This is a genomic window from Delftia sp. DLF01 (assembly GCF_014852125.1).
GTDB lineage: Bacteria > Pseudomonadota > Gammaproteobacteria > Burkholderiales > Burkholderiaceae_C > Comamonas > Comamonas acidovorans.
Map to the genome: position 1 here is coordinate 95,134 of NZ_JACVAZ010000007.1, position 22,606 is coordinate 117,739.

Annotated in this window: 21 protein-coding genes; 10 read left to right on the top strand and 11 right to left on the bottom strand. The window is 68.4% G+C overall.

Annotated features, from left to right (window positions below):
• The first annotated feature begins 136 nt into the window (after positions 1–136).
• The 7 genes from IB269_RS27700 (at position 137) to IB269_RS27730 (ending at position 6,121) form a co-directional block, all read left to right on the top strand.
• Positions 137–736, top strand: a complete 600-nt coding sequence (locus IB269_RS27700; protein WP_012204257.1) for a TetR/AcrR family transcriptional regulator — start codon at positions 137–139, stop codon at positions 734–736.
• A 78-nt stretch (positions 737–814) separates the two neighbouring features.
• Positions 815–2,005: an FAD/NAD(P)-binding oxidoreductase gene (locus tag IB269_RS27705; RefSeq protein WP_192368833.1), complete on the top strand. Its 1,191-nt coding sequence runs from the start codon at positions 815–817 to the stop codon at positions 2,003–2,005.
• Between the two features lie 51 nt (positions 2,006–2,056).
• Entirely contained in the window at positions 2,057–2,485 is a 429-nt protein-coding gene (locus IB269_RS27710; protein ID WP_012204259.1) for a DUF1641 domain-containing protein, read from the top strand.
• A 184-nt stretch (positions 2,486–2,669) separates the two neighbouring features.
• On the top strand, positions 2,670–3,581 hold the full coding sequence (locus IB269_RS27715; RefSeq protein ID WP_074923149.1) for an EamA family transporter: 912 nt from the start codon (positions 2,670–2,672) through the stop codon (positions 3,579–3,581).
• Between the two features lie 244 nt (positions 3,582–3,825).
• Complete coding sequence (locus tag IB269_RS27720) at positions 3,826–4,152, top strand: DUF3649 domain-containing protein (RefSeq protein ID WP_016449744.1); 327 nt, start codon at positions 3,826–3,828, stop codon at positions 4,150–4,152.
• Entirely contained in the window at positions 4,149–5,792 is a 1,644-nt protein-coding gene (locus IB269_RS27725) for a PepSY-associated TM helix domain-containing protein (RefSeq protein WP_192368834.1), read from the top strand. Before IB269_RS27720 ends, IB269_RS27725 begins: the two co-directional genes overlap by 4 nt.
• Complete coding sequence (locus IB269_RS27730) at positions 5,789–6,121, top strand: DUF3325 domain-containing protein (protein WP_192368835.1); 333 nt, start codon at positions 5,789–5,791, stop codon at positions 6,119–6,121. The genes IB269_RS27725 and IB269_RS27730 overlap by 4 nt, the downstream gene beginning before the upstream one ends.
• A gap of 1 nt (position 6,122) precedes the next feature.
• Here IB269_RS27730 and hpaI read toward each other — a convergent pair whose 3' ends face one another.
• From hpaI to IB269_RS27750, 4 genes are read right to left on the bottom strand one after another with little or no spacing between them, the layout of a single operon-like run.
• A complete protein-coding gene (hpaI, locus tag IB269_RS27735) occupies positions 6,123–6,929 on the bottom strand; it encodes a 4-hydroxy-2-oxoheptanedioate aldolase (RefSeq protein WP_192368836.1) in 807 nt (268 codons plus the stop codon).
• 30 nt (positions 6,930–6,959) lie between these two features.
• Positions 6,960–8,465 carry an NAD-dependent succinate-semialdehyde dehydrogenase gene (locus IB269_RS27740; RefSeq protein WP_192368837.1) on the bottom strand — a complete coding sequence of 502 codons (1,506 nt, stop codon included), beginning with the start codon at positions 8,463–8,465 and terminating at the stop codon, positions 6,960–6,962.
• A gap of 34 nt (positions 8,466–8,499) precedes the next feature.
• On the bottom strand, positions 8,500–10,029 hold the full coding sequence (locus IB269_RS27745) for a UxaA family hydrolase (protein ID WP_192368912.1): 1,530 nt from the start codon (positions 10,027–10,029) through the stop codon (positions 8,500–8,502).
• A 42-nt stretch (positions 10,030–10,071) separates the two neighbouring features.
• A complete protein-coding gene (locus tag IB269_RS27750) occupies positions 10,072–11,067 on the bottom strand; it encodes a Bug family tripartite tricarboxylate transporter substrate binding protein (RefSeq protein WP_013803495.1) in 996 nt (331 codons plus the stop codon).
• A 137-nt stretch (positions 11,068–11,204) separates the two neighbouring features.
• Here IB269_RS27750 and IB269_RS27755 point away from each other — a divergent pair, with 137 nt between their 5' ends.
• Entirely contained in the window at positions 11,205–12,143 is a 939-nt protein-coding gene (locus IB269_RS27755; RefSeq protein ID WP_192368838.1) for a LysR substrate-binding domain-containing protein, read from the top strand.
• Between the two features lie 72 nt (positions 12,144–12,215).
• Here IB269_RS27755 and IB269_RS27760 read toward each other — a convergent pair whose 3' ends face one another.
• The 4 genes from IB269_RS27760 to IB269_RS27775 are packed head-to-tail and all read right to left on the bottom strand — an operon-like array spanning position 12,216 to position 15,856.
• Positions 12,216–12,536: a 2Fe-2S iron-sulfur cluster-binding protein gene (locus IB269_RS27760; protein ID WP_043822920.1), complete on the bottom strand. Its 321-nt coding sequence runs from the start codon at positions 12,534–12,536 to the stop codon at positions 12,216–12,218.
• Positions 12,533–13,768, bottom strand: a complete 1,236-nt coding sequence (locus IB269_RS27765) for an NAD(P)/FAD-dependent oxidoreductase (protein ID WP_192368839.1) — start codon at positions 13,766–13,768, stop codon at positions 12,533–12,535. The genes IB269_RS27760 and IB269_RS27765 overlap by 4 nt, the downstream gene beginning before the upstream one ends.
• Positions 13,765–14,817 carry a xylose isomerase gene (locus IB269_RS27770; protein WP_192368840.1) on the bottom strand — a complete coding sequence of 351 codons (1,053 nt, stop codon included), beginning with the start codon at positions 14,815–14,817 and terminating at the stop codon, positions 13,765–13,767. The genes IB269_RS27765 and IB269_RS27770 overlap by 4 nt, the downstream gene beginning before the upstream one ends.
• Before the next feature lie 10 nt (positions 14,818–14,827).
• Positions 14,828–15,856 (bottom strand): aromatic ring-hydroxylating dioxygenase subunit alpha, encoded by a 1,029-nt coding sequence (locus tag IB269_RS27775; RefSeq protein WP_192368841.1) that lies wholly within the window; start codon positions 15,854–15,856, stop codon positions 14,828–14,830.
• A gap of 116 nt (positions 15,857–15,972) precedes the next feature.
• On the opposite strand from IB269_RS27775, the gene IB269_RS27780 reads away from it, so the two are divergent.
• Entirely contained in the window at positions 15,973–16,743 is a 771-nt protein-coding gene (locus tag IB269_RS27780) for a TetR/AcrR family transcriptional regulator (protein ID WP_052155316.1), read from the top strand.
• Here IB269_RS27780 and IB269_RS27785 read toward each other — a convergent pair.
• Entirely contained in the window at positions 16,734–17,813 is a 1,080-nt protein-coding gene (locus tag IB269_RS27785; RefSeq protein ID WP_192368842.1) for a porin, read from the bottom strand. The genes IB269_RS27780 and IB269_RS27785 overlap by 10 nt on opposite strands.
• A gap of 342 nt (positions 17,814–18,155) precedes the next feature.
• Here IB269_RS27785 and IB269_RS27790 point away from each other — a divergent pair, with 342 nt between their 5' ends.
• The gene (locus IB269_RS27790; protein ID WP_412523757.1) at positions 18,156–19,490 is read left to right on the top strand and encodes an MFS transporter; all 1,335 of its coding nucleotides are present in this window, start codon (positions 18,156–18,158) and stop codon (positions 19,488–19,490) included.
• 19 nt (positions 19,491–19,509) lie between these two features.
• On the opposite strand, the gene gorA is transcribed toward IB269_RS27790, so the two are convergent.
• Both gorA and IB269_RS27800 read right to left on the bottom strand, forming a co-directional pair.
• Entirely contained in the window at positions 19,510–20,859 is a 1,350-nt protein-coding gene (gene gorA / locus IB269_RS27795; RefSeq protein ID WP_071954757.1) for a glutathione-disulfide reductase, read from the bottom strand.
• Between the two features lie 112 nt (positions 20,860–20,971).
• Positions 20,972–22,558, bottom strand: a complete 1,587-nt coding sequence (locus tag IB269_RS27800; RefSeq protein WP_192368843.1) for an alkaline phosphatase D family protein — start codon at positions 22,556–22,558, stop codon at positions 20,972–20,974.
• Positions 22,559–22,606 lie beyond the last annotated feature (48 nt).

The following is a 22,606-nucleotide window of genomic DNA, read 5'->3' on the forward strand; positions in this document are numbered from 1 at the left end:
GTCCCGCAGGGCAATGGCCGGGAATGGGCCAGGCATTGCGGCTGATGCACTGGGTAGCGTCTTTTCTGGAAAACCCTGGTGTAGTTTGCAAGTGCTTGTGAAAATAGAATGAAGATTCGTTCTACTATCAGCTCCCATGCAAGACGAGGCCTGGACCTTCTTTCCGCACGCGGGATCGCGCCATGTGCAGACGCTGCGCGTGGCGCTCAGGCTGTTCGTGGAGCGGGGCTTTTTCAATACCTCGATACAGGACCTGTGCGCCGAGGCCGGCGTGTCCATCGGTTTCTTCTACAACCACTTTGCCGACAAGGAAGGCATTGCGCGCGAGCTGTACCGGCATTTGCTGGCGCGCATGAATGTGCTGCTTGACGATATCGAGGAGCGGCACGCGGGCAGCGCCCAGCGCTGCCGCGAGGTGCTGCGCATGCTGTTCGGGCTGGCCGAGGCCGAGCCCGAGGCCATGGGCTTCGTGGTCAATGCGCGCCACCGCGAGTTTCTGCCCGACGAGCAGGCCATCTGCTCGGCCTCGGCCTTCGTGCGCATGCGCGGCTTCGTGTTCGCCGGCATGACCGATGGCGAGATCCGCCAGATGGAGCCCATGGTGGCGGCCAGCCTGATGTACGGCAGCGCGATCCGCATGATCTGCCTGCGGCTGGACGGCATCATCGACACGCCCATAGAGCCCCTGTTCGACGCGCTCTGGGACGGGGTGTGGCGATCGCTCAAGCCTGACTGAGCGGCGCATTTTCCGGCGCTGGCGCCGTGCGGCGCCAGCGGTTGTTCCACTGAGGCGAAAGCACAAGGAGTAGCAGGGATGGCGCATCACATCTTGATCATCGGAGGGGGCATTGGCGGCACCATGACCGCCAACCACCTGGTCAGCAAGCTGTATCCGGAGGTGGTCACGGGCAAGGTGCGCATCACCATGCTGTCGAACTCGCCCTGGCACTACTACAAGCCTGCCTTCATGTACGTGGCCTTCAATGCCTTCTTCCGCGACGAACTGCGGCGCAGGCAGCGCGGCCTGCTGCGGCCCGAGATCGACTTCCAGGTGGAAGAGGTGGAGCGTTTCGACTTTGCGCTGCAGGCCGTGCACTGCAAGAGCGGCAAGCGCTTCGGCTACGACCATCTGGTGATCTCCACGGGCTGCGTGCCCTCGCCCGAGCGCATCGAAGGCCTGGCCGAGGCCGGCGACCACTTCTACCAGCACGCGCCCGCGCGGCAACTGGCCGACAAGCTGGCGCGCATCGAAAAGGGCCGCATCTTCGTCACCGTCACCTTTCCCAAGACGCCCAATGTGCCGCACCAGTGCGGCATCGCGCCCATAGAGACCACGCTGATGCTGGACGACCTGCTGCGCCGGCGCGGCGTGCGCGACAAGGTGGAAATCGTCTACACCTATCCCACGGTCTCGCAGCTGCTGCGCAACTGCCTGTTCCTGCAGAAGGACACCTGCGAGATCCTGCCCACGGTGTTCGAGCAGCGCGGCATTCGCCACCAGCGCGGATTCACGCTGGCGCGCGTGGACCCCGAGGCCAAGGTGGCCCACTCGGAGGAGGGCCAGTCCGAGGACTTCGACATCCTCATGGCCACGCCGCCCATACGCGCCGTGCAGGCCGTGCGCGACTGCGGCCTGTCGCAGGCACAGGATGGCGAAGGCTGGCTGCCCACCGACCACGAGACCATGCAGGTGCTGGGCCAGAGCCATGTCTATGTGCTGGGCGATACGGTGGACCTGCCGGTGAGCAAGGCCGGCGGCGCCTGCCACAACCAGTCGCCCGTGGTGGTGAACAACATCGCCTCGCAGATCCGCTTCGGCCGCACCAGCGATGCCTACGACGGGCGCGTGGTGGCCATCGCCCAGATGGGCCTGGACGGCGGCATGCCGCTTTGGTACGACTACCAGGTCGACGTCAAGCCCACGCCGCCGACCAAGGTCGGCTCCATGATGCGCAAGGGCTTCAACCGCGGCATGTACTGGGCCGTGGCCCGCGCCCTGGTCTGAGGCCAGGGCCTTTGCATTGTCATTCCAAGCACGAAGACAAGGAGCACCGAGATGAACATCGCTTCCGACATTCCCGTGGCGCAGCCCGCCGCTGGCGGCCTGCTGCAGGACGACGCCGCGCTGCAGGGGCTGGCCGAACTGATGGGCAAGCTGGAGCCGCTGCTGGCGGGCCGGCGCCTGAACCGCGTGGTCGATCTGCTGTCGGCCACGGCGGACCTGGTGGACATGGCAGACGACTACATGGTCGAGAAGGTCGCCAAGGCCTTCGAGGATGGCGTGGGCGGGGCCTGGGCCGCGGGCAATGCCGCGCGCATGGCGGCGGCCCAGGTGCAGGCCATGGAGGAAACGCCCACCCTGATCGGCCTGATGCGCATGGCACGCGAGCCCGATGTGCGGCGCGGCCTGGCCTTCATGCTGGCCATGGCCGGCGCGCTGGGGCGCCAGCATGCCCACGATCCCATCGACTACGCGGCGGACTGAAACGCAGGGCCGAGCCACGGCCGCCCGGCAGCGCACGGGCTGCGGTGGTACAAACGCCGGGGGCGGATGTGATCCGCCCCTTTTCTTTTTGCCCATTGCCCGCCATGCCTTCTTCCTGTTCCTTGCCGGTGCTGCCGGCCGCTGTCCCTGACCATTGCAGGCCCCGCCGCACCGAGGGCAGGGCATGACCGCGCAGCACCTGAGCCGTGGCGACTGGGCGCGTGCGCTGCTGGTCATCCTGATCTGGGGCACCAACTTCGTGGCCATGAAGTTCGGCCTGCTGACGCTGTCGCCCATGCTGCTGAGCGCGCTGCGCTTCGTGGTGGCGTCGCTGCCCTTTTTGCTGTTCGTGCGTCCGCCCAAGTCGGTGGGCTGGCGCTATCTGGCCGCCTATGGGCTGGTGCAGGGCGTGGGCCAGTTCGGCATGCTGTTCCTGGGCCTGAAGCTGGGCATGCCGGCCGGCATGGCCTCGGTGGTGCTGCAGACGCAGGCCTTCGTCACGCTGCTGCTGGCCGCCTTCCTGCTGGGCGAGCCCGCGCGCCTGTGGCATTGGCTGGGCCTGGTGGTGTCGCTGGGCGGGCTGGTTGCCATTGGCAGCGCCCATGGCGAGGGCGACAACGCCATGACGCTGGCCGGCTTTTTGCTGACCGTGGGCGCAGCCTGCATGTGGGCCGTGTCCAACATGATCACGCGCTATGCGGCGCGCAGCGGCCCCTACGAGCCTTTCCCCTTCATCGTCTGGAGCAGCATCTTCCCCATCGCGCCGCTGATGGCCCTGGCTGTCTGGACGGATGGCGCGGATACGGTCGTGCAGCAACTGGCGGGGATCGACCTGACCGCCGTGGCCTCCATCCTGTACCTGGCGCTGCTGGCCACGCTGCTGGGCTATGGCCTGTGGACGCGCCTGCTGCAGCGCTATGCGGCCGGCACGGTGGCGCCGCTGTCTCTGATGGTGCCCGTGGTGGGCCTGGTCTCGGCCATGCTGCTGCTGGGCGAGCGGCCTACCTTCATGCAGTGGATGGGCACGCTGGCCGTGCTGGCGGGCATGGTGATCAACCAGTTCGGCGGGCGCTGGCTGGCGGGGCGGACGCGATAGGGGAAAAGGCGCCAGGGAGATGGTCGGGGCCGGTGGCAGGAGGCCGGCTTTGCATTTCTTTAAATGACTCGGGTAATAAAAATCATTATCATTCCCGATCTTTGAAGGGCGGCGTGCTCCAGGCGCGCGGCCAACGCCCGGCGCCGCACAGACCTTGAACTGTTGTGGCGCCTTTGTCCGTCCGGGCCTGCGCTGCGGCCGCGGCGTCCGGAACGGGCAACGATCCGCAAGAAAGGTCATCCCCATGCAAGCCTCGACCCCGGGAGGGTCCTCTCCATCCTTGCTGCGCTACCGCGTGGCCGTGGCCTCGCGCGCCTTGGCGGCGATCGGCGGCGGCTATCTGCTGTCGGCCGCCTGCGCCGCCACGGGCGCGCGCGCCATGGTCTGGCTGGGCGTGGAACGGGCCGATGCGGCGCTGGGCTCGACCCTGCTGGCCTTCATCATCTACGCCGTGGCGGCCATGTGGGCCTTTGGCTGCGCCAGCGCCTGGCGCGCCTGGGCCGTGATCGGCCTGCCGGGCGCGGGCCTGGGACTTCTGGCCTGGGTGCTGTCGAACGGAGCCGCCGCATGAGGGCAGACGGCAAACCCGAGGGACTGCGCCAGTCCATGTCCTGGCTGCACACCTGGAGCGGCCTGCTGCTGGGCTGGCTGCTCTACGCGGTGTTCTTCACGGGCACCCTGAGCTATTTCCGCGACGAGATCAACGACTGGATGCGGCCCGAGCTGCACGGCTCGGTGCAGGACGCCGACACCGCGCAGCGCGCACTGAACGCCATGCAGCGCATCGCGCCGGAGGCCACGACCTGGACGCTGGGCCTGCCCGGCCCGCGCCAGGTGGCGGTGGCCGCATCCTGGCGCGAGCCCGGCGCCGCCACGGGCCGCGCAGGCACCAAGCGCGCCGAGATCGACGCCGCCACGGGCGAGAAGCTGGAGCCGCGCGAGACACGCGCCGGCAACTTCTTCTACCGCTTCCACTTCGAGCTGCACGCCATGCCGCGCATCTGGGGCCGCTGGATCGTGGGCTTCGCCACCATGCTGATGTTCGTGGCCATCATCACGGGCGTGATCACGCACAAGAAGATCTTCACGGACTTCTTCACCTTCCGCCCGCGCAAGGGCCAGCGCTCCTGGCTGGATGCGCACAACGCCACGGCCGTGCTGGCATTGCCGTTTCACATCGTCATCACCTTCAGCGGCCTGGTGCTGCTGATGTTCATGCTCATGCCCTGGGGCATACAGGCGGCCTACAACGGCGACACCAATGCCTACTTCGCCGATGTGCGGGGTGCGCGCGGTCAGGCGGCCAACCAGGGCCCGGGCGCGCGCGGTGGCAAACAGGAGCGCCAGGCCGCCGCGCTGGCCGATATCGCGCCCATGATGGCCGAGGGCGCGCGCCGCTGGCCCGAGCACGGTGTGGGCAGCATCACCGTCAACGCGCCCGGCACCTCGCGCGCGGTGGTCGAGCTGCGCGAAGGCGGTGGCATGAGCCTCATCAACCGCGGCCAGTCCGAGACCCTGCGCTTCGACGGCGTGACCGGCCAGTTGCAGGCCAGCCCCGAGGCGCCCGCCATCTCCTGGGTGCGCGCCACCGGCAACGTGATCACCGGCGTGCACCTGGGCCGCTTTGCCGAGCCGGCCACGCGCTGGCTGCTGCTGCTCAGCGGCGTGGTCGGCACCTTCATGGCCGCTTCGGGCATGGTGCTGTGGGTGGTCAAGCGCATGCCCGAGCGCCGCAAGCTGGGCCGCACGCCCTTCGGCCACCGTCTGGTGGAGGTGCTCAACGTGGGCTCCATCGCGGGCCTGTCGGTGGCCGTGGCCGGCTTCTTCTGGCTCAACCGCCTGCTGCCCGTGCCCATGCAGGCACGCAGTGATTGGGAGATCAACGGCTTCTTCATCATCTGGCTGCTGTGCCTGCTGCATCCGCTGCGGGTCTCGCACCGCAATGCCTGGCTGCAGCAGATGGCGCTGGCCGCCGTGCTGTACGCGCTGCTGCCCCTGCTCAACCTGCTGACGGGCGGCGCATCGCTGGTGCAGACCCTGGCCAACGGGCAGTGGAGCATCGCCAGCTTCGAGCTGCTGATGCTGGGCCTGGCCGCCATCCACGGCGTGGTGGCCTGGTGGCTGCTGCGCGGCAAGCCGGCAGCCGCTGCAGTGCCCCGCACGCAAGCCCGCGCCGCCAGCCATGCCCCCGCGCTGGAGCGCGCGTCATGATGATTCTTGCCACCCTTTGCCTGGCCTTTGCAGGCTTTGCCGTCATCGCCGCTTCCATGGACCGGCACCAGGACCAGCTGGGCACCGAAGGCCTGGCGCCCGCGCGCCTGAAGGCCTGGCGGCTGGCCGGCTACGCGCTGCTGGCCCTATCGCTGGCGCCTTGCCTGCTGCGCTGGAATGCCTCGGTGGCCGTGGCCGCCTGGCTGGGCCTGCTGACCTTTGCGGCCCTGGCCCTGGGCCTGCTGCTGACCTATGCGCCGCAGTTCGCGCGGCGCGTGGCGGCCGCTGCAGCGGCGGTGGGGCTGCTGGCCTGGCTGGTGGCTGTCTGATTCAATAGGCGGCAGCTGCCTGCTGTGCAGGCTCGGCCACTGGCGAATCATCGAACTGCCCCCGCAGCCTGCGCGCCGCATTCGCAAACAGCAGCACATCCACGCCCACGGCCACAAAGCTGCAGCCCAGGTCCAGGTAGCGGCGGGCCAGGGCGGGGTCCGAAGTCAGGGTGCCGGCCGCCTTGCCGCTGGCGATGATGGTCTTCATGGCGCCCTCGATGGCTGCCTGCACTTCGGGGTGGCCGGGGTTGCCGCGGTGGCCCATGGAGGCGGCCAGGTCGGCGGGGCCGATGAAGACGCCGTGCACGCCGTCCACCGCGCAGATGGCCGGCAGGTTCTGCAGGGCGCTCACGGTCTCGGCCTGCACCAGCAGGCAGACCTCGTCGTCGGCCACCTGCAGGTAGTCGGCGCGTGCGCTCCACTGCGATGCGCGGCCCACGGCGCTGCCCACGCCGCGCACGCCCAGCGGCGGGTAGCGCGTGGCGGCCACCACGGCGCGCGCCTGTTCGGCCGTGTCCACCATGGGCACGAGCAAGGTGGTGGCGCCTATGTCCAGCATCTGCTTGATCAGGGCCGTGCTGCCTTCGACCACGCGCACCACGGCCTGGGCCGGGTGCGGGGCCACGGCCTGCAGCGCGGCCAGTGTGCTGCGCACGTCGTTGGGCGCGTGCTCGCCGTCGATCAGCAGCCAGTCGTAGCCGCAGGTGGCGGCCGCCTCGGCCAGGTAGGGGTCGGCCATGGACAGCCACAGGCCGATGCGGGGCTGGCCTGCGGCCAGGGCGGTCTTGAAGGGGTTATGGGCTGGCATGGTGTCCGGTGATTTCGTTGAGGGAAACATTCAGTCCAGCAGGCCCTGGCAGACGTACTTGGTGTGCAGGTAGTCGTCCAGGCCGTGGGTGGAGCCCTCGCGGCCGTAGCCCGATTCCTTGACGCCGCCGAAGGGCGCTGCCTCGGCGGCCAGTGCGCCTTCGTTGATGCCGACGATGCCGGTCTCCAACGCATCGGCCATGCGCCAGATGCGGCGTGCGTCGTTGCTGTAGAAGTAGGCGGCCAGGCCGAAGGGCGTGTCGTTGGCGGCGGCGATGACCTCGTCCTCGCTGTCGAAGACCGTGAGCGGCGCCACGGGGCCGAAGGTTTCCTCGCAGGCGCAGGCCATGGAGGCATCGGCGCCCGTGAGCACGGTGGGCGCGTAGTAGTTGGCGCCCAGGGCATCCAGGCGCCTGCCGCCCGTGAGCACCCTGGCGCCGCGCGCCACGGCGTCCTGCACATGGCGCTCGATCTTTTCCACGGCGCGCGCATTGATCATGGGGCCGATCTGCGAGGCCGGGTCGCTGGCCGGGCCCACGTGCAGCGCGGCCACGCGCGCGGCCAGCTTCTGTGCGAACGCGTCGTGCACGCTGCGGTGCACGAAGACGCGGTTGGGGCAGACGCAGGTCTGGCCGCCATTGCGGAACTTGGCGGCCATGAAGCCATCGACGGCGGCCTCGATGTCGGCGTCCTCGAAGACGATGAAGGGCGCATTGCCGCCCAGCTCCAGCGAGAGCTTCTTGAGCGTGTCGGCGCTGCGCCGCGCCAGGTGCTTGCCCACGGGCGTGGAGCCCGTGAAGGTGATCTTGCGCACGCGCGCGTCGTCCAGCCAGACATCCACCACCTTGGGCGTCTTCTCGCGCGAGGCCGTGACGATGTTGAGCACGCCGGCCGGGACGCCCGCCTCCTGGGCCAGCAGCACCAGGGCCAGCGAGGTCAGCGGCGTGTCTTCCGCGGGCTTGCAGACCACGGTGCAGCCGGCGGCCAGTGCGGGCGCGATCTTGCGGGCGATCATGGCGGCAGGAAAGTTCCAGGGCGTGATGGCGGCCACCACGCCCACGGGCTCGCGCAGCGCAAACATGCGCCGGCCCGGCACGGGCGCGGGAATGATCTCGCCGTTCATGCGCGTGGCCTCTTCGGCAAACCATTCGATGTAGCTGGCCGCGTAGGCGACCTCGCCCTTGCCCTCGGCCAGGGGCTTGCCCTGCTCGCGGCTGATGAGGCGGCCCAGGTCGTCCTGGTGGGCCAGCACCAGGTCGTTCCAGCGTTTGATGATGGCGGCGCGCTGTTTGGCGGGCGTCTTGCGCCAGGCGGGAAAGGCGGCATGCGCGGCGTCCAGCGCGGCGCGGGCCTCGGCGGCGCCGGAGTCGGGTACCTCGGTGATCAGTGCGCCCGTGGCGGGGTCGGTCACGGCCAGGCGTGGGGCGGGAGCGGTGGGCGTGGCCGTCGTGGTCGCCGTCGCAGTCGCGGTCGTCCATTGGCCGGCGATGAAGTTGGCGCTGCGCAGCAGCTCGGGGCGGGTCAGGGTCAGTGGCATGGAATCGTTGGATGCAGGTGTTGTAAGGGGCGGCTCAGCTCACGATGCCCAGGTGCCAGGGTACGAACTCATGGTCGCCCAGGCCCAGGGCCTCGCTCTTGGTGGGCTCGCCGCTGGCGTGGCGCAGGATCTGCGCGAAGATGCGCTGCCCCATCTCGGGCACGCCGCATTCGCCGTCCACGATCAGGCCGCAGTTGATGTCCATGTCCTCTTCCAGACGGCGGTACATGGGCGTGTTGCTGGCCAGCTTGATGGTGGGCGCGGGCTTGCTGCCGAACATGGAGCCGCGCCCCGTGGTGAAGCAGATCAGGTGCGCGCCGCTGGCAATCTGGCCCGTGGAGGCCACGGGGTCGTAGCCCGGCGAATCCATGAAGACGAAGCCCGGCTCGGTGATGGGCTCGGCGTATTCGTAGACGGCGCGCAGCGGCGTGGTGCCGCCCTTCATGGCCGATCCCAGCGATTTCTCGAAGATGTTGGCCAGGCCCCCGGCCTGGTTGCCGTGGCCGACCACGCCGTTGAACTGCGCGTTCTGGCCGGCCGCGTAGCGCTCCCACCAGGCCAGGCGGTCCAGCAGCTTCTGCCCTACGGCTGGCGTGATGGCGCGGCGCGTGAGCATGAACTCCACGCCATGGATCTCGGGCGTTTCCGACAGGATGGCCGTGCCGCCGTGGCGCACCAGGATGTCCATGGCCGCGCCCAGGGCCGGGTTGGCCGTGATGCCCGAAAACCCGTCCGAGCCTCCGCACTCCAGCCCGATCTTCAGGTGGCTGGCGCTGACCGTGCTGCGCCGCGCAGCGTCGGCCTCGGGCAGCATCTCTTCGATGGCGCGGATGCCCGCCTCTATGGTCACGCGCGTGCCGCCGACCTCCTGCATCACCAGGGTGCGCATGAGCCGGCCTTCGCTCAGGCCCTGAGACTCCACCAGGGCATCGACCTGGTTGCGCTCGCAGCCCAGGCCCACGATGAGCACGCCGGCCAGGTTCGGGTGGCGCGCATAGCCGGCCAGTGTGCGGCGCAGCACGTCGAAATGCTCGCTGGGCGAGGACATGCCGCAGCCGCTGGTCTGGGCGAAGGCCACCACGCCGTCCACGTTGGGGAAGGCCGCCATGCGCTCGGCCGTGAAATGCGCGGCAATGCGCTTGATCACCGTGGCCGAGCAGTTCACCGACGACAGGATGCCGATGAAATTGCGCGTGCCCACGCCGCCGCCGGCGCGCACAAAGCCCTGGAAGCTGGCGCGCTGCGCCTCGGGCACATAGTCCACGGGCCGCACGTCGGCGCCGAAGGCCGGGTCGCGGTAGTAGTCCACGATGCGCAGGTTGTGGCTGTGCACATAGTCGCCGGCCTCCAGCTCGCGCATGGCCACGCCGATCACGGTGTCGTACTTCTTCACCTGCTCGCCCTCTGCGATGCGGCACGCGGCGATCTTGTGGCCCGCAGGCACCTGGGCGCGGGCGCGCACGCCCAGTTCGGGAATCTCCTGGCCCAGCGACAGAGCGGTCTTGGCGACCAGCACGTTATCGTTGGGATGCAGGTGCAGCAGGGGGCTATCGGTGCGGGACATGCGGGGCATGAGGGGCTTTCATCGATGTGGGTTCGCGGGCTGTCAGCCCTTCATCAATTCGCGCAGCTTGAGCTTGTCGATGAGGACGGTCTCTTTTTGATAGACCGTGTTGACGTATTTCTCGTAGTCCGGGCCGTCCAGGTACAGCAGCGGTGCATCCAGCTTCTCGGCCACGGACTTGAACTCGGGGCTGGCCACGGCGGCGCGGAAGGCCTCGCGCAGCCTGGTCGCCACGGCCGGGTCCAGGCCACGCGGCGCGCCAATGCCGTTGGGCGCATCGACCACCACGTCGTAGCCGCATTCGCGCAGCGTGGGCACGTCCTTGAAGCGCGCCGTGCGCTGCTCGCCCCAGGTCGCCAGCAGGCGCAGCTTGCCGGCCTCCACATGCGGAGCCCAGGAGCTGGAGTCGGCCAGCGCATCCACATGGCCGCCCAGCACGCCCTGCAGTGCCTCGGCGCCGCCCTTGTAGGGCACATGGTTGAGCTGTATGCCGGCCACGCCCGCAAATTCCTCCATGCCCACATGCGTGGCACCGCCCACGCCTGCATGGGCATAGGTCACCTGGCCGGGCCTCGCCTTGGCGGCGGCCACGAAGTCCTTGAGCGTCTTGAACGGCGAATTGGCGGGCACGGCAATGCCGAAGGTCTGGCCCGAGGTACGCGCGATGTAGGTGTAGTCCTTGCGCGGATCGGCCTGCAGGCTGCCCAGTTGCGAAAAGCGCGTGACCGAGATGGGAATCTGGCCGATGGTGTAGCCGTCCGCCCTGGCCGAGGCCAGCGCCTTGGCGCCGATCATTCCCGAGGCGCCCGCGCGGTTCTCCACCGCGATCGGCTGGCCCAGCAGCTTGCCGGCCACGGTGCACAGCGCGCGCATGGACTGGTCGGCCGTGCCGCCCGCAGGCCAGGGGCAGATGAAGGTGATGGGGCGTTCGGGCCAGTTCTGGGCGAAGAGGGGGCCGGTGGCGGCCAGTGCGCTGGCGCCGAGGGTGGCGAGCACGAATTCGCGCCGGCTTGCATGGCGTGTGCGTGGGGTGTTCATCGCTTGTCTCCTGTATTGGCTTTTTGCAGCCCTGTGATCCGGGCCTTGGGCTGACTGGCGCGATTGTTCAGCGCCTGATCATGACAATCCAATGAAAAGATAGACTGGCTTCATAACCTCAAAGCTATGAAGACTCCATGAGCAAGATTGACCGCGTGCTGCGCTCCAACCTCAAGCTGCGCCACCTGCAGCTGCTGGTGGCGCTGGACCAGTTCCGCCACCTGGGCCGCGCCGCCGAGTTCCTGGCCGTGACCCAGCCCGCCGTCTCCAAGACCCTGGCCGAGATAGAGCGCATGCTGGACATGACGCTGTTCGAGCGCTCCACGCGAGGCACCGAGCCCACGGCGGCCGGCGTCAGCATGGTGCGCTTTGCGCGCTCGGTGCTGGCGGGCTTCGAACGCACGCGCGATGAAATGGCGGCCGAGGCCAGCGGCACACGCGGGCGCACCAGCGTGGGCGCCATGGTGGTGGCCACGCCCGTGCTGCTGGCCCGGGCCGTCGAGCAGTTGAAGGCGCGATCGGCCCAGACCACGGTGCTGGTCGAGGAGGGCGATCTCACGCGGCTGCTGCCCAAGCTGCGCATGGGCGAGCTGGACCTGTTCGTGGGCCGGCTCGAACCCGGCTATGCCTCGCCCGACCTGGAGACCGAAGCCCTGTACGACGAGCCCATGGTCGCCGTCGTGCGCCCCGGCCATGCGCTGCTGGCGCAGCCTGCGAGCTGGCAGGCGCTGGCCGACATGCCCTGCGTCATGCCCCCGCCCTGGGCATCGCTGCGCGTGAAGCTGGAGCAGCAGTTCTTCGCCCACGGCCTGCATCCGCCGGCCGACCTGGTGGAGTCCGCCTCATTCCTGTCGCAGATCAGCTTCCTGCACACGCGCGGCGCCGTGGCCTTCATGGCGCGCGGCGTGGCCGAGCATTTCGCGCAGCAGGGACTGGTCGCCGTGCTGGACCTGCCCGTGCCCATCGACCTGCCGCCCGTGGGCCTGATCACCCTGCGCGGCCAGCCGATGACGGCGACGACGCGGTTGCTGGTGGAGTGTTTGCGGGCGGTGGGGCACGGCCTGGCGTCGCGCTGAAATCGTCTTGGGAAGTGGAAGTGGAAGCGGGAGCGGAAGCGGAAGTGATCCTGGGGTCAGCCGGATGCCGCGTCAGCTCTGCGCCACCGGCATGCCCACCACCAGCCCATTCAGCTGCGGCGAGACCGTGATCTGGCAGGCCAGCCGCGAGTCGCCGCGCACGTCGAGGGCGAAGTCCAGCATCTCCCTTTCGCCGCCCTGGGCCGGGCCCACGCGGTCCAGCCACTCCGGTTGTATGTAGACATGGCAGGTGGCGCAGGCACAGGCGCCGCCGCATTCGGCATCGATGCCCGGCACGCCGTTGGAGACGGCGGCGCGCATGAGGCTCTGGCCGTCCGTGGCCTGCACCACGTGCTTGCGGCCGCTGTGTTCTATGAAGGTGATGGTGGTCATGGCGTGGGTGGGGCTTTGGGGGGGAGGGACGGGAAACCGGGGTCGGCGCAGTGCGTGGCGGCGATGGCCTTGCGCGCTGCCATGAATTCGCCCGGTGAGTTCACGCATTCGGCGGCGCACAGCTGGCCACCGCGCAGGTGCAGGACGGCGAACCTGCCGCTGGTCGGGTCGCCGCGCAGCACGGTCTGGTCGCCATGGCCGGGCAGGCCGGCGATCTGCAGCTTGGTGTCGTACTGATCGGACCAGAACCAGGGCGCTTCATGGGCGGGCAGTGCGCGGCCCGTGATGGCGCAGGCTGCGCGCCGGGCCTGTTCGAGCGCGCTGGGCACGCTTTCGAGCCGGTGCAGCCCGGGGTAGCCGGCCAGGGGGCGGCGCGTGGCATCGCCTATGGCGTAGATGCCGGCCATGGCGGTACGGCCTTCGCCGTCCACGGCAATGCCGCCCGCGCAGTCCAGGCCGAGGGACTGCGCCAGCTCCACGCTGGGCGCTGCACCCACGCCGATGAGCACGGCATCGCACTCCAGGCGGGAGCCATCAGCCATCCTCAGGCCCGTGATGCCGGTGGGGCTGTCGCCCTGGATGGCGGTGACCGAAGCGTTGAAATGCACCTCCACGCCCTGGCCTGCATGCAGGCCGTGCAGATGTGCGGCCATCTGGGGCGAGGCGCTGCGAGACAGCAGCCTGCCTTCGCGCTCGATGACCCGGACCTGCACCCCCAGCTTGCGGGCCGTGGACGCGACTTCGAGACCCACATAGCCGCCGCCGATGATGGCCAGGCAGCGGGCGGTCTGCAGGTGGCCCCGCAGCGCCTGCGCGTCTTCCATGGTGCGCAGGTAGGTCACGCCGGGCCGCTCACCCCCGGGCAGGGCCAGCCAGCGCGGTGCGGCGCCTGTGGCAATGACCAGGTGGTCGTAGTGCAGTGCCGACCCGTCGTTCAGCGCTACCTGCTGCGAGCCCGGCTCTATGGCCATGGCGCGCACGCCCAGGCGCAGGGCAATGGCCTGGTCGGCATAGGCGCTGGCGGGCCGCAGCAGCAGATCGTCCAGGCCCATGGCCTGCTGCAGCCAGGCCTTGGACAGCGGCGGGCGCTGGTAGGGCGGCAGGTCTTCGCCGCCGACCAGGGTGATGGGGCCCGGGTGGCCGTACTGGCGCAGCAGGGCGGCCAGGGTGCCGCCGGCATGCCCGGCGCCGATGATGACGGCGTGGCCTTGGGGGTGTTGTGCGGGGGTCATGATGCACCTTTGCACGAGGCCTGGACTGCGGGGCGGGCGCAGATCTCGTCCCAGGCTTGCCGCATGAAGCGTGCGGCCGCCACGTTCTGCGCCAGCAGGTCATAGCCTGCGCCCAGGCCGTAGTCGGGCAGGTTGATGAATTCGGTGGTGAGGTGGCGCAGCGGGCTGTGCGGGTGCGCGTGGTGGTAGGCCAGCACCTTGCGGATGGCCTCCTTGGAGGGCTCCAGCAGATAGGCGTGCCAGGGCGAATGCCATTCGCCGGGGCCGGGCCGCAGCATGGGGTACTGGATGCCCCGGCCCGGGCTGCCGTCCTCGTTGCGGTGCCACAGGTTCAGGGGCTGGTTGGGGCCGGCTGCGCGCAGCTGGGCCCAGCGCACGATGCCCATGTCCAGCCATTGTTCGCACAGCGAGCCGGGCTCGAAGGGGTCCAGCACCAGTTCGCCGCTCTCGACCAGTTCGCGCACGCCCGACAGTTCCTGCTCGGCCGGGTTGCCGATCTTGAAGTTCACATGGCTGTAGTCCAGCGTGAAGTGGAAGGGCACGCCATGCGCCTGCACGCGCCGGGCCACCTCGCGTACGCGCAGGAAGTCCTCGGTCCACATGTTGACGTGCAGCTCGAAGCTGGGCTCCACGCCCAGAGACATGGCGTCGTCGTAGAGGCGCAGGTAGTGGTCGGTGATCTCGGCATCGTCCAGCACATGGCCGTCGCGGTGGTGCTTGAAGGTCATGATGTTGTGGCAGCGCGCGCCTATGGCCTGGCAGATGCGCAGGTTGTGGGCCAGCAGGGCCTCGTCCTCGCCCAGGCGGTAGAACCAGCTGGCCGTGTGCACGGGCAGGTTGAACTCGGCGATGGCGGCCTCGTACTCGGCCATTTGCGTGCGCAGAGGCAGGCGGTCGAAGCAGTCGAAGGCGCCGGTTTCACTGACCAGGCGGAACTGCTCGCGTATGGGCAGCTCCTGAAGGCCGATGGGCTGGTGGCGCGAGGAGCGCTGCACGCCACGGCCGTTGCAGCCGATGGGCGGGAGGGTGGGGTGGGTGTCGTCGTGCATGGCCCGCTCCTCAGTCGCCCGTGGGCGCGCCCTCGATCATGCGGTCCACCATGCGGCGCATGCGCCGGGGGGCCGCATCGATGGCGATCTTGATGGTCTTGCGCGTGGCAAAGCGCTTTTCGTTGCGCTCTATGGCTTCGAGGATGGCCTTGTCCTCGGCGAAGGCGACGCGGAAGTCGGCGGAGAGGGCCGCATTGGTGTCGGCATCGGCCGTGAAGTTCTTGACGTGCAGCCAGTGGTCGATGGAGGTGTTCCGGTCCACGGGCGTCATGAAGTGGCAGGCATAGATCTGCATGCAGTTGTCGCGCCGGCCCTCGGGGGCGCCCGTGCCCGTGGCGGCACTGCCGAAGTCGATGATGGCGATGCTGGGCGCGTGGTAGTGGTAGTAGTGCCAGCGGTCCACGTTGCCGCTGAAATTGCCGTACTTGGCGAACAGCGGAATGGCCGGCGCATCGATGATCCAGCGCCAGGTGACGATGCGGCCGTCCAGCTCCTCGTGGTGCACGGGGATGTCCTCGCTGGCCGCGTTGCCCAGCGTGCTCAGGTGCACGAAGCTCACATGGGCGGGGTCGCAGAGGTTGTCGGCCAGGTTCAGGTAGTTGGCCTCTATGCGCAGCGCATCGCCTTCGACGGCGCTCCACGCCGGGTCGTGGTACTGGGGCAGGTCGAACACCGGCACGCTGTCGGCGCGCGAGGGATCGCCCATCCAGATCCAGACCAGGCCCATGTTCTCCTTGACCGGATAGGTGGTCACCACGGCGTTGCCCGGGATCATGTCCTGGCCCGGCACGCGCGTGCAGCGGCCGCTGCAGTCGAAGGTCAGGCCGTGGTAGCCGCATTCGATGGCATCGCCCTTGAGCTTGCCCATGGACAGCGGCAGCAGGCGGTGGGGGCAGGCGTCCTCCATGGCCACGACGGCGCCGGCCTCGGTGCGGTAGAGAACCACGTCGCGTTCGACGATGCGGTGCGCCGACAGCTGGCGGCCCACGTTGCGCGACCAGGTCAGCGGGTACCAGGTATCGAGTACATAGGTTTCCATGGGGACTCTCCTTGTTGAGTGTTCACTCAATTTTGTTTGAGTGAACACTCAATTTCAATATGGCGTTTTTCCCTAGAATGGCCGACGCAACGCCCCCTTCACCTGACGCCGTGCCCATGACCACTGATCCCGAGGAAGTTCCCGCCACCCCGAAGCGCAAGGCTGCGCCCGCCAGGAAAGCCGCTGCGAAGTCGGCCCCTTCCAAGGCCCCTGCCAAGGCGTCTGCGGGGCGCAAGCGGACTGCCAAGACCGGCAAGACGACCAAGGAGGCCATCTTGCTTGCGGCCGAGATCGAGTTCGCCAGAAGTGGCTACGACGGCGCCAGCGTGCAGCGCATCGGCAAGCAGGCCAAGTGCTACGAGAGCCTTCTCTACTACCACTACGGCAGCAAGGACAAGCTGTTCGCCGCCGTGCTGGAGAACGCCTACCGCAAGCTGGTGGAGGCCGAGGCGAAGCTGCTGGTGGACTTCGACGATCCGCGCGCTGCGCTGGAGGCCGTGGTGCGCTTCATGTGGCGCTACTACCAGGAGCACCCGGAACTGATCTTCCTGCTCAACACCGAAAACCTGCTCAAGGGCAAGCACCTGAAGAAGGCCTCGGGCATACGCGACTTCTTTCCCAACGCCATCACGCTGCTGCGCAAGGCCGTGGAATCGGGAATGGCCCAGGGCCTGTTCCGTCCCGATGTGCACATCGACGATCTCTACATCACGGTCATGGGACTGGGCTACTTCTACCTCTCCAATCGCCACACGCTGAGCGCCTTCTTCGACAAGGAGCTGCTGCAGCAGGCCGAGCTGCAGCGCTGGGGCGACCACATGGTGGAGACGGTGTTGCGCGTGGTGCAGCAGCCACCGGCCCAGCCCCAGCCCAGGACTCAGAAATAGTGGCGCAGGCCCAGGCCCCAGGTCTGGCCGCTGCCGGCGCCCGTGCCCGTGATGCGGTCGTGCAGGCTGTTGAGGTAGATGTCCGTGCGCTTGGACAGGGGGTAGTCATAGCCCACGGCCCAGGTGTTGCGCCTGGCGTCTTCGGCGCCCGAGGTGCGCGCATGGCCATATGAGGCCAGCACGGCGCCCGGGCCTGCGGGAATGGACAGGCCGAACTGGCCGCTGTTCCTGCGGCGGTCCGCGCCGGCCACGGTGTCGGCCAGCCGCTGGTACTGGGCGAACAGCTTGACCATGCCCAGATCGTAGGAGCCGCCCAGCAGCCAGGCGCTCTGGCGGTCAAGGCCGGTGGCGGTAGCGGTGGTGGCGGCATTGGGATGGGCCACGCTCTGGTAGGCGAGGGCGGCGGCGAATGCGCCGCCCGCATAGCTGAGGCTGGCGCCGTACTTGTCCGCATCGCGGCGCTGGGACGCGGGCGTGCCGGCAGGCGGCTCGAACGAATACTGCAGCCGTGCCGTGAATCCGCCCCAGGACGGGCTGGTGTAGAGCAGGCTGTCGCTCCAGCCCGAGTCGCCCCGCAGCGGCGCGGCGGCCGTGCCGTTGGGCCCGAAGCTGTGCAGCACCGCGGGTGAGAGCGAAAAGGACCCTGCATACGGGTTGAATGCGATGGTGGCCAGCCAGTAGGGGGTGGTGTTGCGCCCCAGTTGCAGCGTGCCCCAGCCGCCGCTCAGGCCCACATAGGCGCTGCGCGCAAAGAAGGCGTCATTGGCAAAACGCCCTTCGGCGCCGCTGTCCGCGCGGTAGAAGGCCTCCAGTGCAAACACGGCCTTCAATCCAGAACCCAGGTCCTCCGTTCCACGCAAGGCCCAGAAATTCGTCTGCATGCCGCCTGGCGTGAGCACGCCCGTGCCCTTGTCCGCGCCCAGCGGGCGCGAGAACCCCGCGAAGGCATCGATCTGACCCTGCAGCGTGACCTGCGCGCCCGCCGGCAGCGGGGCGATGGCATGGAGCAGGGCAAGTGCCGGGCCGGCCAGGGCAATGGCGTGTCCTGTCCTTGAATGCAGTCTGGGCATGGGTTGTCTCCTTGGTTCTGATCACGGATTTCATTCCGCGGGTTCGGGGTTTTGAAGCGTATGCGCTTGAATTGAGTCGGGTTAACTACAAAGGAGCACCAAGGCATTGCGTGAGTTGATGCCCCTTTTTTCCTTTGCGTACAGGGATTTTTGTGCGAATTGATGGATGATGACTATCGGGAAACTACTTGATTTGTTTTTGACTATCGTGCGTAGCATTGAGCGTAGGCACTTGAAATTTCCACTGCAGACAGATGTTTCCGCCGGATCCGGCTGCAGTGCGCCAACGCGGCGACGCAGGGCCATGAACGGTGGCAATGGTCAACACAGCAAGGAGCTGAAATGTCAGTTCACAGCAATGCAGGCATTGGCGGTATGCAGGGGCAGGGGGTCCACTTGCAGGAGCAGGAGAAGGAGCGGCGGCAGCTGTACGGGCGCGTGACGTGGCGGCTCGTGCCCTTCTTCTGCCTGTGCTACCTGGCCGCCTATCTGGACCGCATCAACGTGGGGCTGGCCAAGCTGCAGATGCAGCAGGACCTGGGCTTCAGCGAGACGGTCTACGGCCTGGGTGCAGGCCTGTTCTTCGTGGGCTACATCCTCTTCGAGGTGCCCAGCAACCTGGTGCTGGCGCGCATGGGCGCGCGGCTGTGGATCGCGCGGATCATGATCACCTGGGGCCTGATCTCGGGCGCGACCATGTTCGTGAGCACGCCCATGCAGTTCTATGTGCTGCGCTTTCTGCTGGGTGTGGCCGAGGCGGGGTTCTTTCCCGGCGTCATGCTGTACCTGACCTACTGGTATCCCACGCGCATGCGCAGCAAGATCATGGCGCTGTTCCTGATCGGCCTGCCGCTGGCCAGCCTGGTCGGGGCGCCGCTGTCGGGCTGGATCATGACGGCCTTTGCCGGCGTGCGTGGCCATGCGGGCTGGCAGTGGCTGTTCTTCCTGGAGGCGATTCCCTCGGTGGTGCTGGGCCTGCTGGTGTTCGTCTACCTGCCCAACAGCATCGAGTCGGCCAAATGGCTGTCGCCGCGCGACAAGGGCGTGCTGCGCGCCAACCTCGACAGCGACAGGCTGGCCGAGTCCCACCATTCGCTGTGGGCGGCGCTGTCCAGCGGCCGGGTCTGGCTGCTGGGCCTGATCGACCTGAGCCTGATGATGTCCACCTATGCCATCAGCTTCTGGCTGCCCACCATCATCCGCGAGGCCGGGGTCAGGAGCACGGCCGAGATCGGCCTGCTCACGGCCGTTCCCAATGCCTTTGCCATCGCTGCGCTGCTGCTCAACGGCATCAGCTCCGACCGGCGCCGCGAGCGGCGCTGGCACATCGTGCTGCCGGCACTGGCGGGCGCGGCCGCCATGGCGCTGAGCACGCTGTACACCGGCCATGTGTTCGCCACCGTGCTGCTGTTCTCTCTGGCGACGGCGGGCATCATGGCAGCCTTTCCCGTGTTCTGGTGCCTGCCCGCCACGTTCCTGACGGGGCCGGCGGCGGCCGCAGGCATTGCGCTGATCGCCTCCATTGCCAACCTGGGAGGCTTTGCGGCCACCTATTTGCTGGGCTGGCTCAAGGATCTCACGCACTCGTCGAGCGCAGGCCTGCTGCTGTTCGCCGCCTGCCTGGTGGCCGGCAGCCTCTTGACGCTGGCCCTGCCCAAGGCCGTGGTCAACCGCTGAGGTCAGGCTGTGCGCCTGTTCAGCGCATGGTCACGAACTCCTCGGCCGCCGTGGGGTGGATGGCCACGGTGTCGTCGAAGTCGCGCTTGGTGGCGCCCATCTTCAGGGCCACGGCAAAGCCCTGCAGCATCTCGTCCATCCCCAGGCCGATGCCGTGTATGCCCACGATGCGCTCCTCGGGGCCCACGCAGACCAGCTTCATGCGCGCGGGCTGGCGGTGGCGCGTGACGGCCGTGTACATGGCGGTGAAGGCCGATTGGTAGACCTTGACCTGATCGTCGCCAAAGCGCTCGCGTGCCTGCGGCTCGGTCAGGCCCACGGTGCCGATGGGTGGGTGGCTGAAGACCACGGTGGGCACGTTGTCGTAGTCCAGGTGCTCGCCCGTCTTGCCGTTGAACAGGCGCTCGGACAGGCGCCGGCCGGCGGCCACGGCCACGGGCGTGAGTTCGATGCGGCCCGTGATGTCGCCCACGGCGTGGATGCCGGGCACATTGGTGTCCTGGAACTTGTCCACCGCGATGTGGCCGCTGTCCTGCAGCGCCACGCCTGCGGCCTCCAGGTTCAGGCCCGAGGTGTCGGGTCGGCGGCCCACGGCCCAGACCACGCAGTCCACGGTGTGGCTGCTGCCGTCCTGCAGTTGCAGGTCCAGGCTGCCGTCTGCGTTGCGGACCACGGCCTTCGGGGTGGCCTGGCGGTGCACGGCGGGGCCTTCGGCCTCCATGATTTCCATCAGGGTCTGGCTCAGCAGCGGATCGAACCCGCGCAGTGCCGAGTTTTGGCGCAGGAACAGATGGGTCTGCGATCCCAGCGCGTGCAGCACGCCGGCAATCTCCACGGCGATATAGCCGGCACCGACCACGGCAGTGCGCGCAGGCAGGGCCTTGAGGGCGAAGAAGCCGTCGGAGTCGATGCCCAGCTCGGCGCCCGGAATGTCGGGCCGTGCCGGGCGCGTGCCCGTGGCGATGAGGATGTGATCGGCACTGAGCCGCTGGCCGCCCACCTCCACGGTGCGTGCATCCACGAAGCGGCCAAAGCCCTGGATCAGCTCGACCTTGTTGCGCGCCAGGCCGCTTTCATACGAGGCATGGATGCGGTCGATGTAGGCGCTGCGGCTGTCCAGCAGGCGCTGCCAGTCCAGGCGGTTGACGGTGGCATCCCAGCCGTAGTCGGGGCCGTAGCGGTGCATGGCCTCGCCGATCTGGGCCGCATGCCACATGACCTTCTTGGGCACGCAGCCCACGTTGACGCAGGTGCCGCCGATCTCGCCGGCTTCGATCAGCGCGCAGTGGCGCCCGTGCATGGCGGCGCGGTTGGCCGATGCAATGCCGCCGCTGCCGCCGCCGATGACGATGTAGTCGTAGTGCTTCATGGAGATTCCGTGCTGTGTCTGAGCGGCCCGAATGCCGCAGCCGGCCATCTTGCCCTGTTCGCCGGCCAGGGGCCTGCGGCGGGGGCAATGCCGTGATCTCCAGGCGGCAGGCTCAGCTGCGCTGCGGCTCCAGCGTCTTCGTGTACAGCGCCTTGCCGTCCAGGTCCTTGAGCACCACGGTCAGCGCCTGGCTGCGGTGGTCTATGTCGAGCTGGCCGAAGAACTGGAAGCCTTCGCTGGGCGCGGAGTTGGCGTGGCCCGCGCTTTTCTGGAACACGACTTCGCCGCCAAAGGTCCTGTCCATCTCGTTGGGGCCGAAGCCGCCGGCATTCAGCGGACCGGAGACGAATTCCCAGAACGGGTCGAAGTCCTGGAAGCTGGCGCGCTCGGGGCTGAAATGGTGGGCCGCCGTGTAGTGCACGTCGGCCGTGAGCCAGACCACGTTGTGGATGCCCGCGTCCTTGATGCCCTTGAGCAGGCGCGCCATCTCCAGCTCGCGGCCCCGGGGTGCGCCATGCTCGCCATTGGCCACGGCCTCCCACTGGGCGCGGCCCTCGGCATCCTTGCCATCGGGCACGAAGAGGCTGATGGGCATGTCGCTGGCGATCAGCTTCCAGGTGGCGCGGCTGCGCTTGAGGCCGTCCAGCAGCCACTGTACCTGGGGGCGGCCCAGCATGTCGGTGTCCGGGCCTTCGGCCGCCTGCAGGTTGTAGCTGTTGGGGCCGCGGTGGCTGCGCATGTCGATCACGAAGATGTCGGCCAGCGGGCCCTGGGGCAGGCGGCGGTACAGGCGCTGGTGCATGGCCGCGCCGAAGGGACGCATGGGCGCGTATTCCATGAAGGCGCGCTGGCCGCGCGCCGCCAGCAGCTGCACGTTCTTTTCGGTGTAGCGCGCGTCGTTGGCCACGCTCTTGCTGTCCGAGTAGTTGTTGGTGACCTCGTGGTCGTCCCACTGCCAGATCTGGGCGACCTCGCTGCCCAGGGCGCGCACGTTGGCGTCCATGAGGTTGTAGCGGTGGCGGCCCCGGAATTCGTCCAGCGTCTCGGCCACCTTGGCGACCTCGGGCGTGACCAGGTTCTTCCACAGCGTGCCGTCGCGCAGCTTCATCTCTGTGGCGATGGGGCCGTCGGCATAGATGGTGTCGCCGCTGTGCAGGAACACGTCGGGGTCGGTCCTGCGCATGGCCTCGTAGATGCGCATGCCGCCAAAGGCCTCGTTGATGCCGAAGCCCTGGCCCGCGGTGTCTCCGCTCCACACCAGGCGCAGCGGCCGCGTGGCGGGCATGCCCGCCGCCAGCGGCGTACGAAAGTGCCCCTGCACGGCGGGCGAGCGCACATTGGCGCTGGCAAAGTCCTCCAGCACCACGCGGTAGAAGATGTCCTGGCCCGCAGGCAGGCCCTGCAGGTCGATGCGGCCCGTGCCGTCGCTGCTGTCCATCAGCAGGTCAGGCCCGCGCACGCGCGTGGGGTTGGCAAAGCCGGAGGTGGTGGACCATTCGATCCACATGCGCGCATCGCGGCTGGCGCGCGCCCAGACGATGGCGCGGTCAGCCAGCACATCGCCGCTTTGCAGGCCAGAGGGCAGCAGCGGCCGCGCCGCGTCGCGCGTGATGGCGGCGGGTGCGGACTGGGCCCGGAGGATGGAGGGCAGCAGCGAGCCGCCAGCGGCGGACAGCAGAAGATGGCGGCGGAGCATCATGGCGGGGGAGTGGGGGTGGCAGAGCGTTTGGCAGGGCGTTTGGCGACC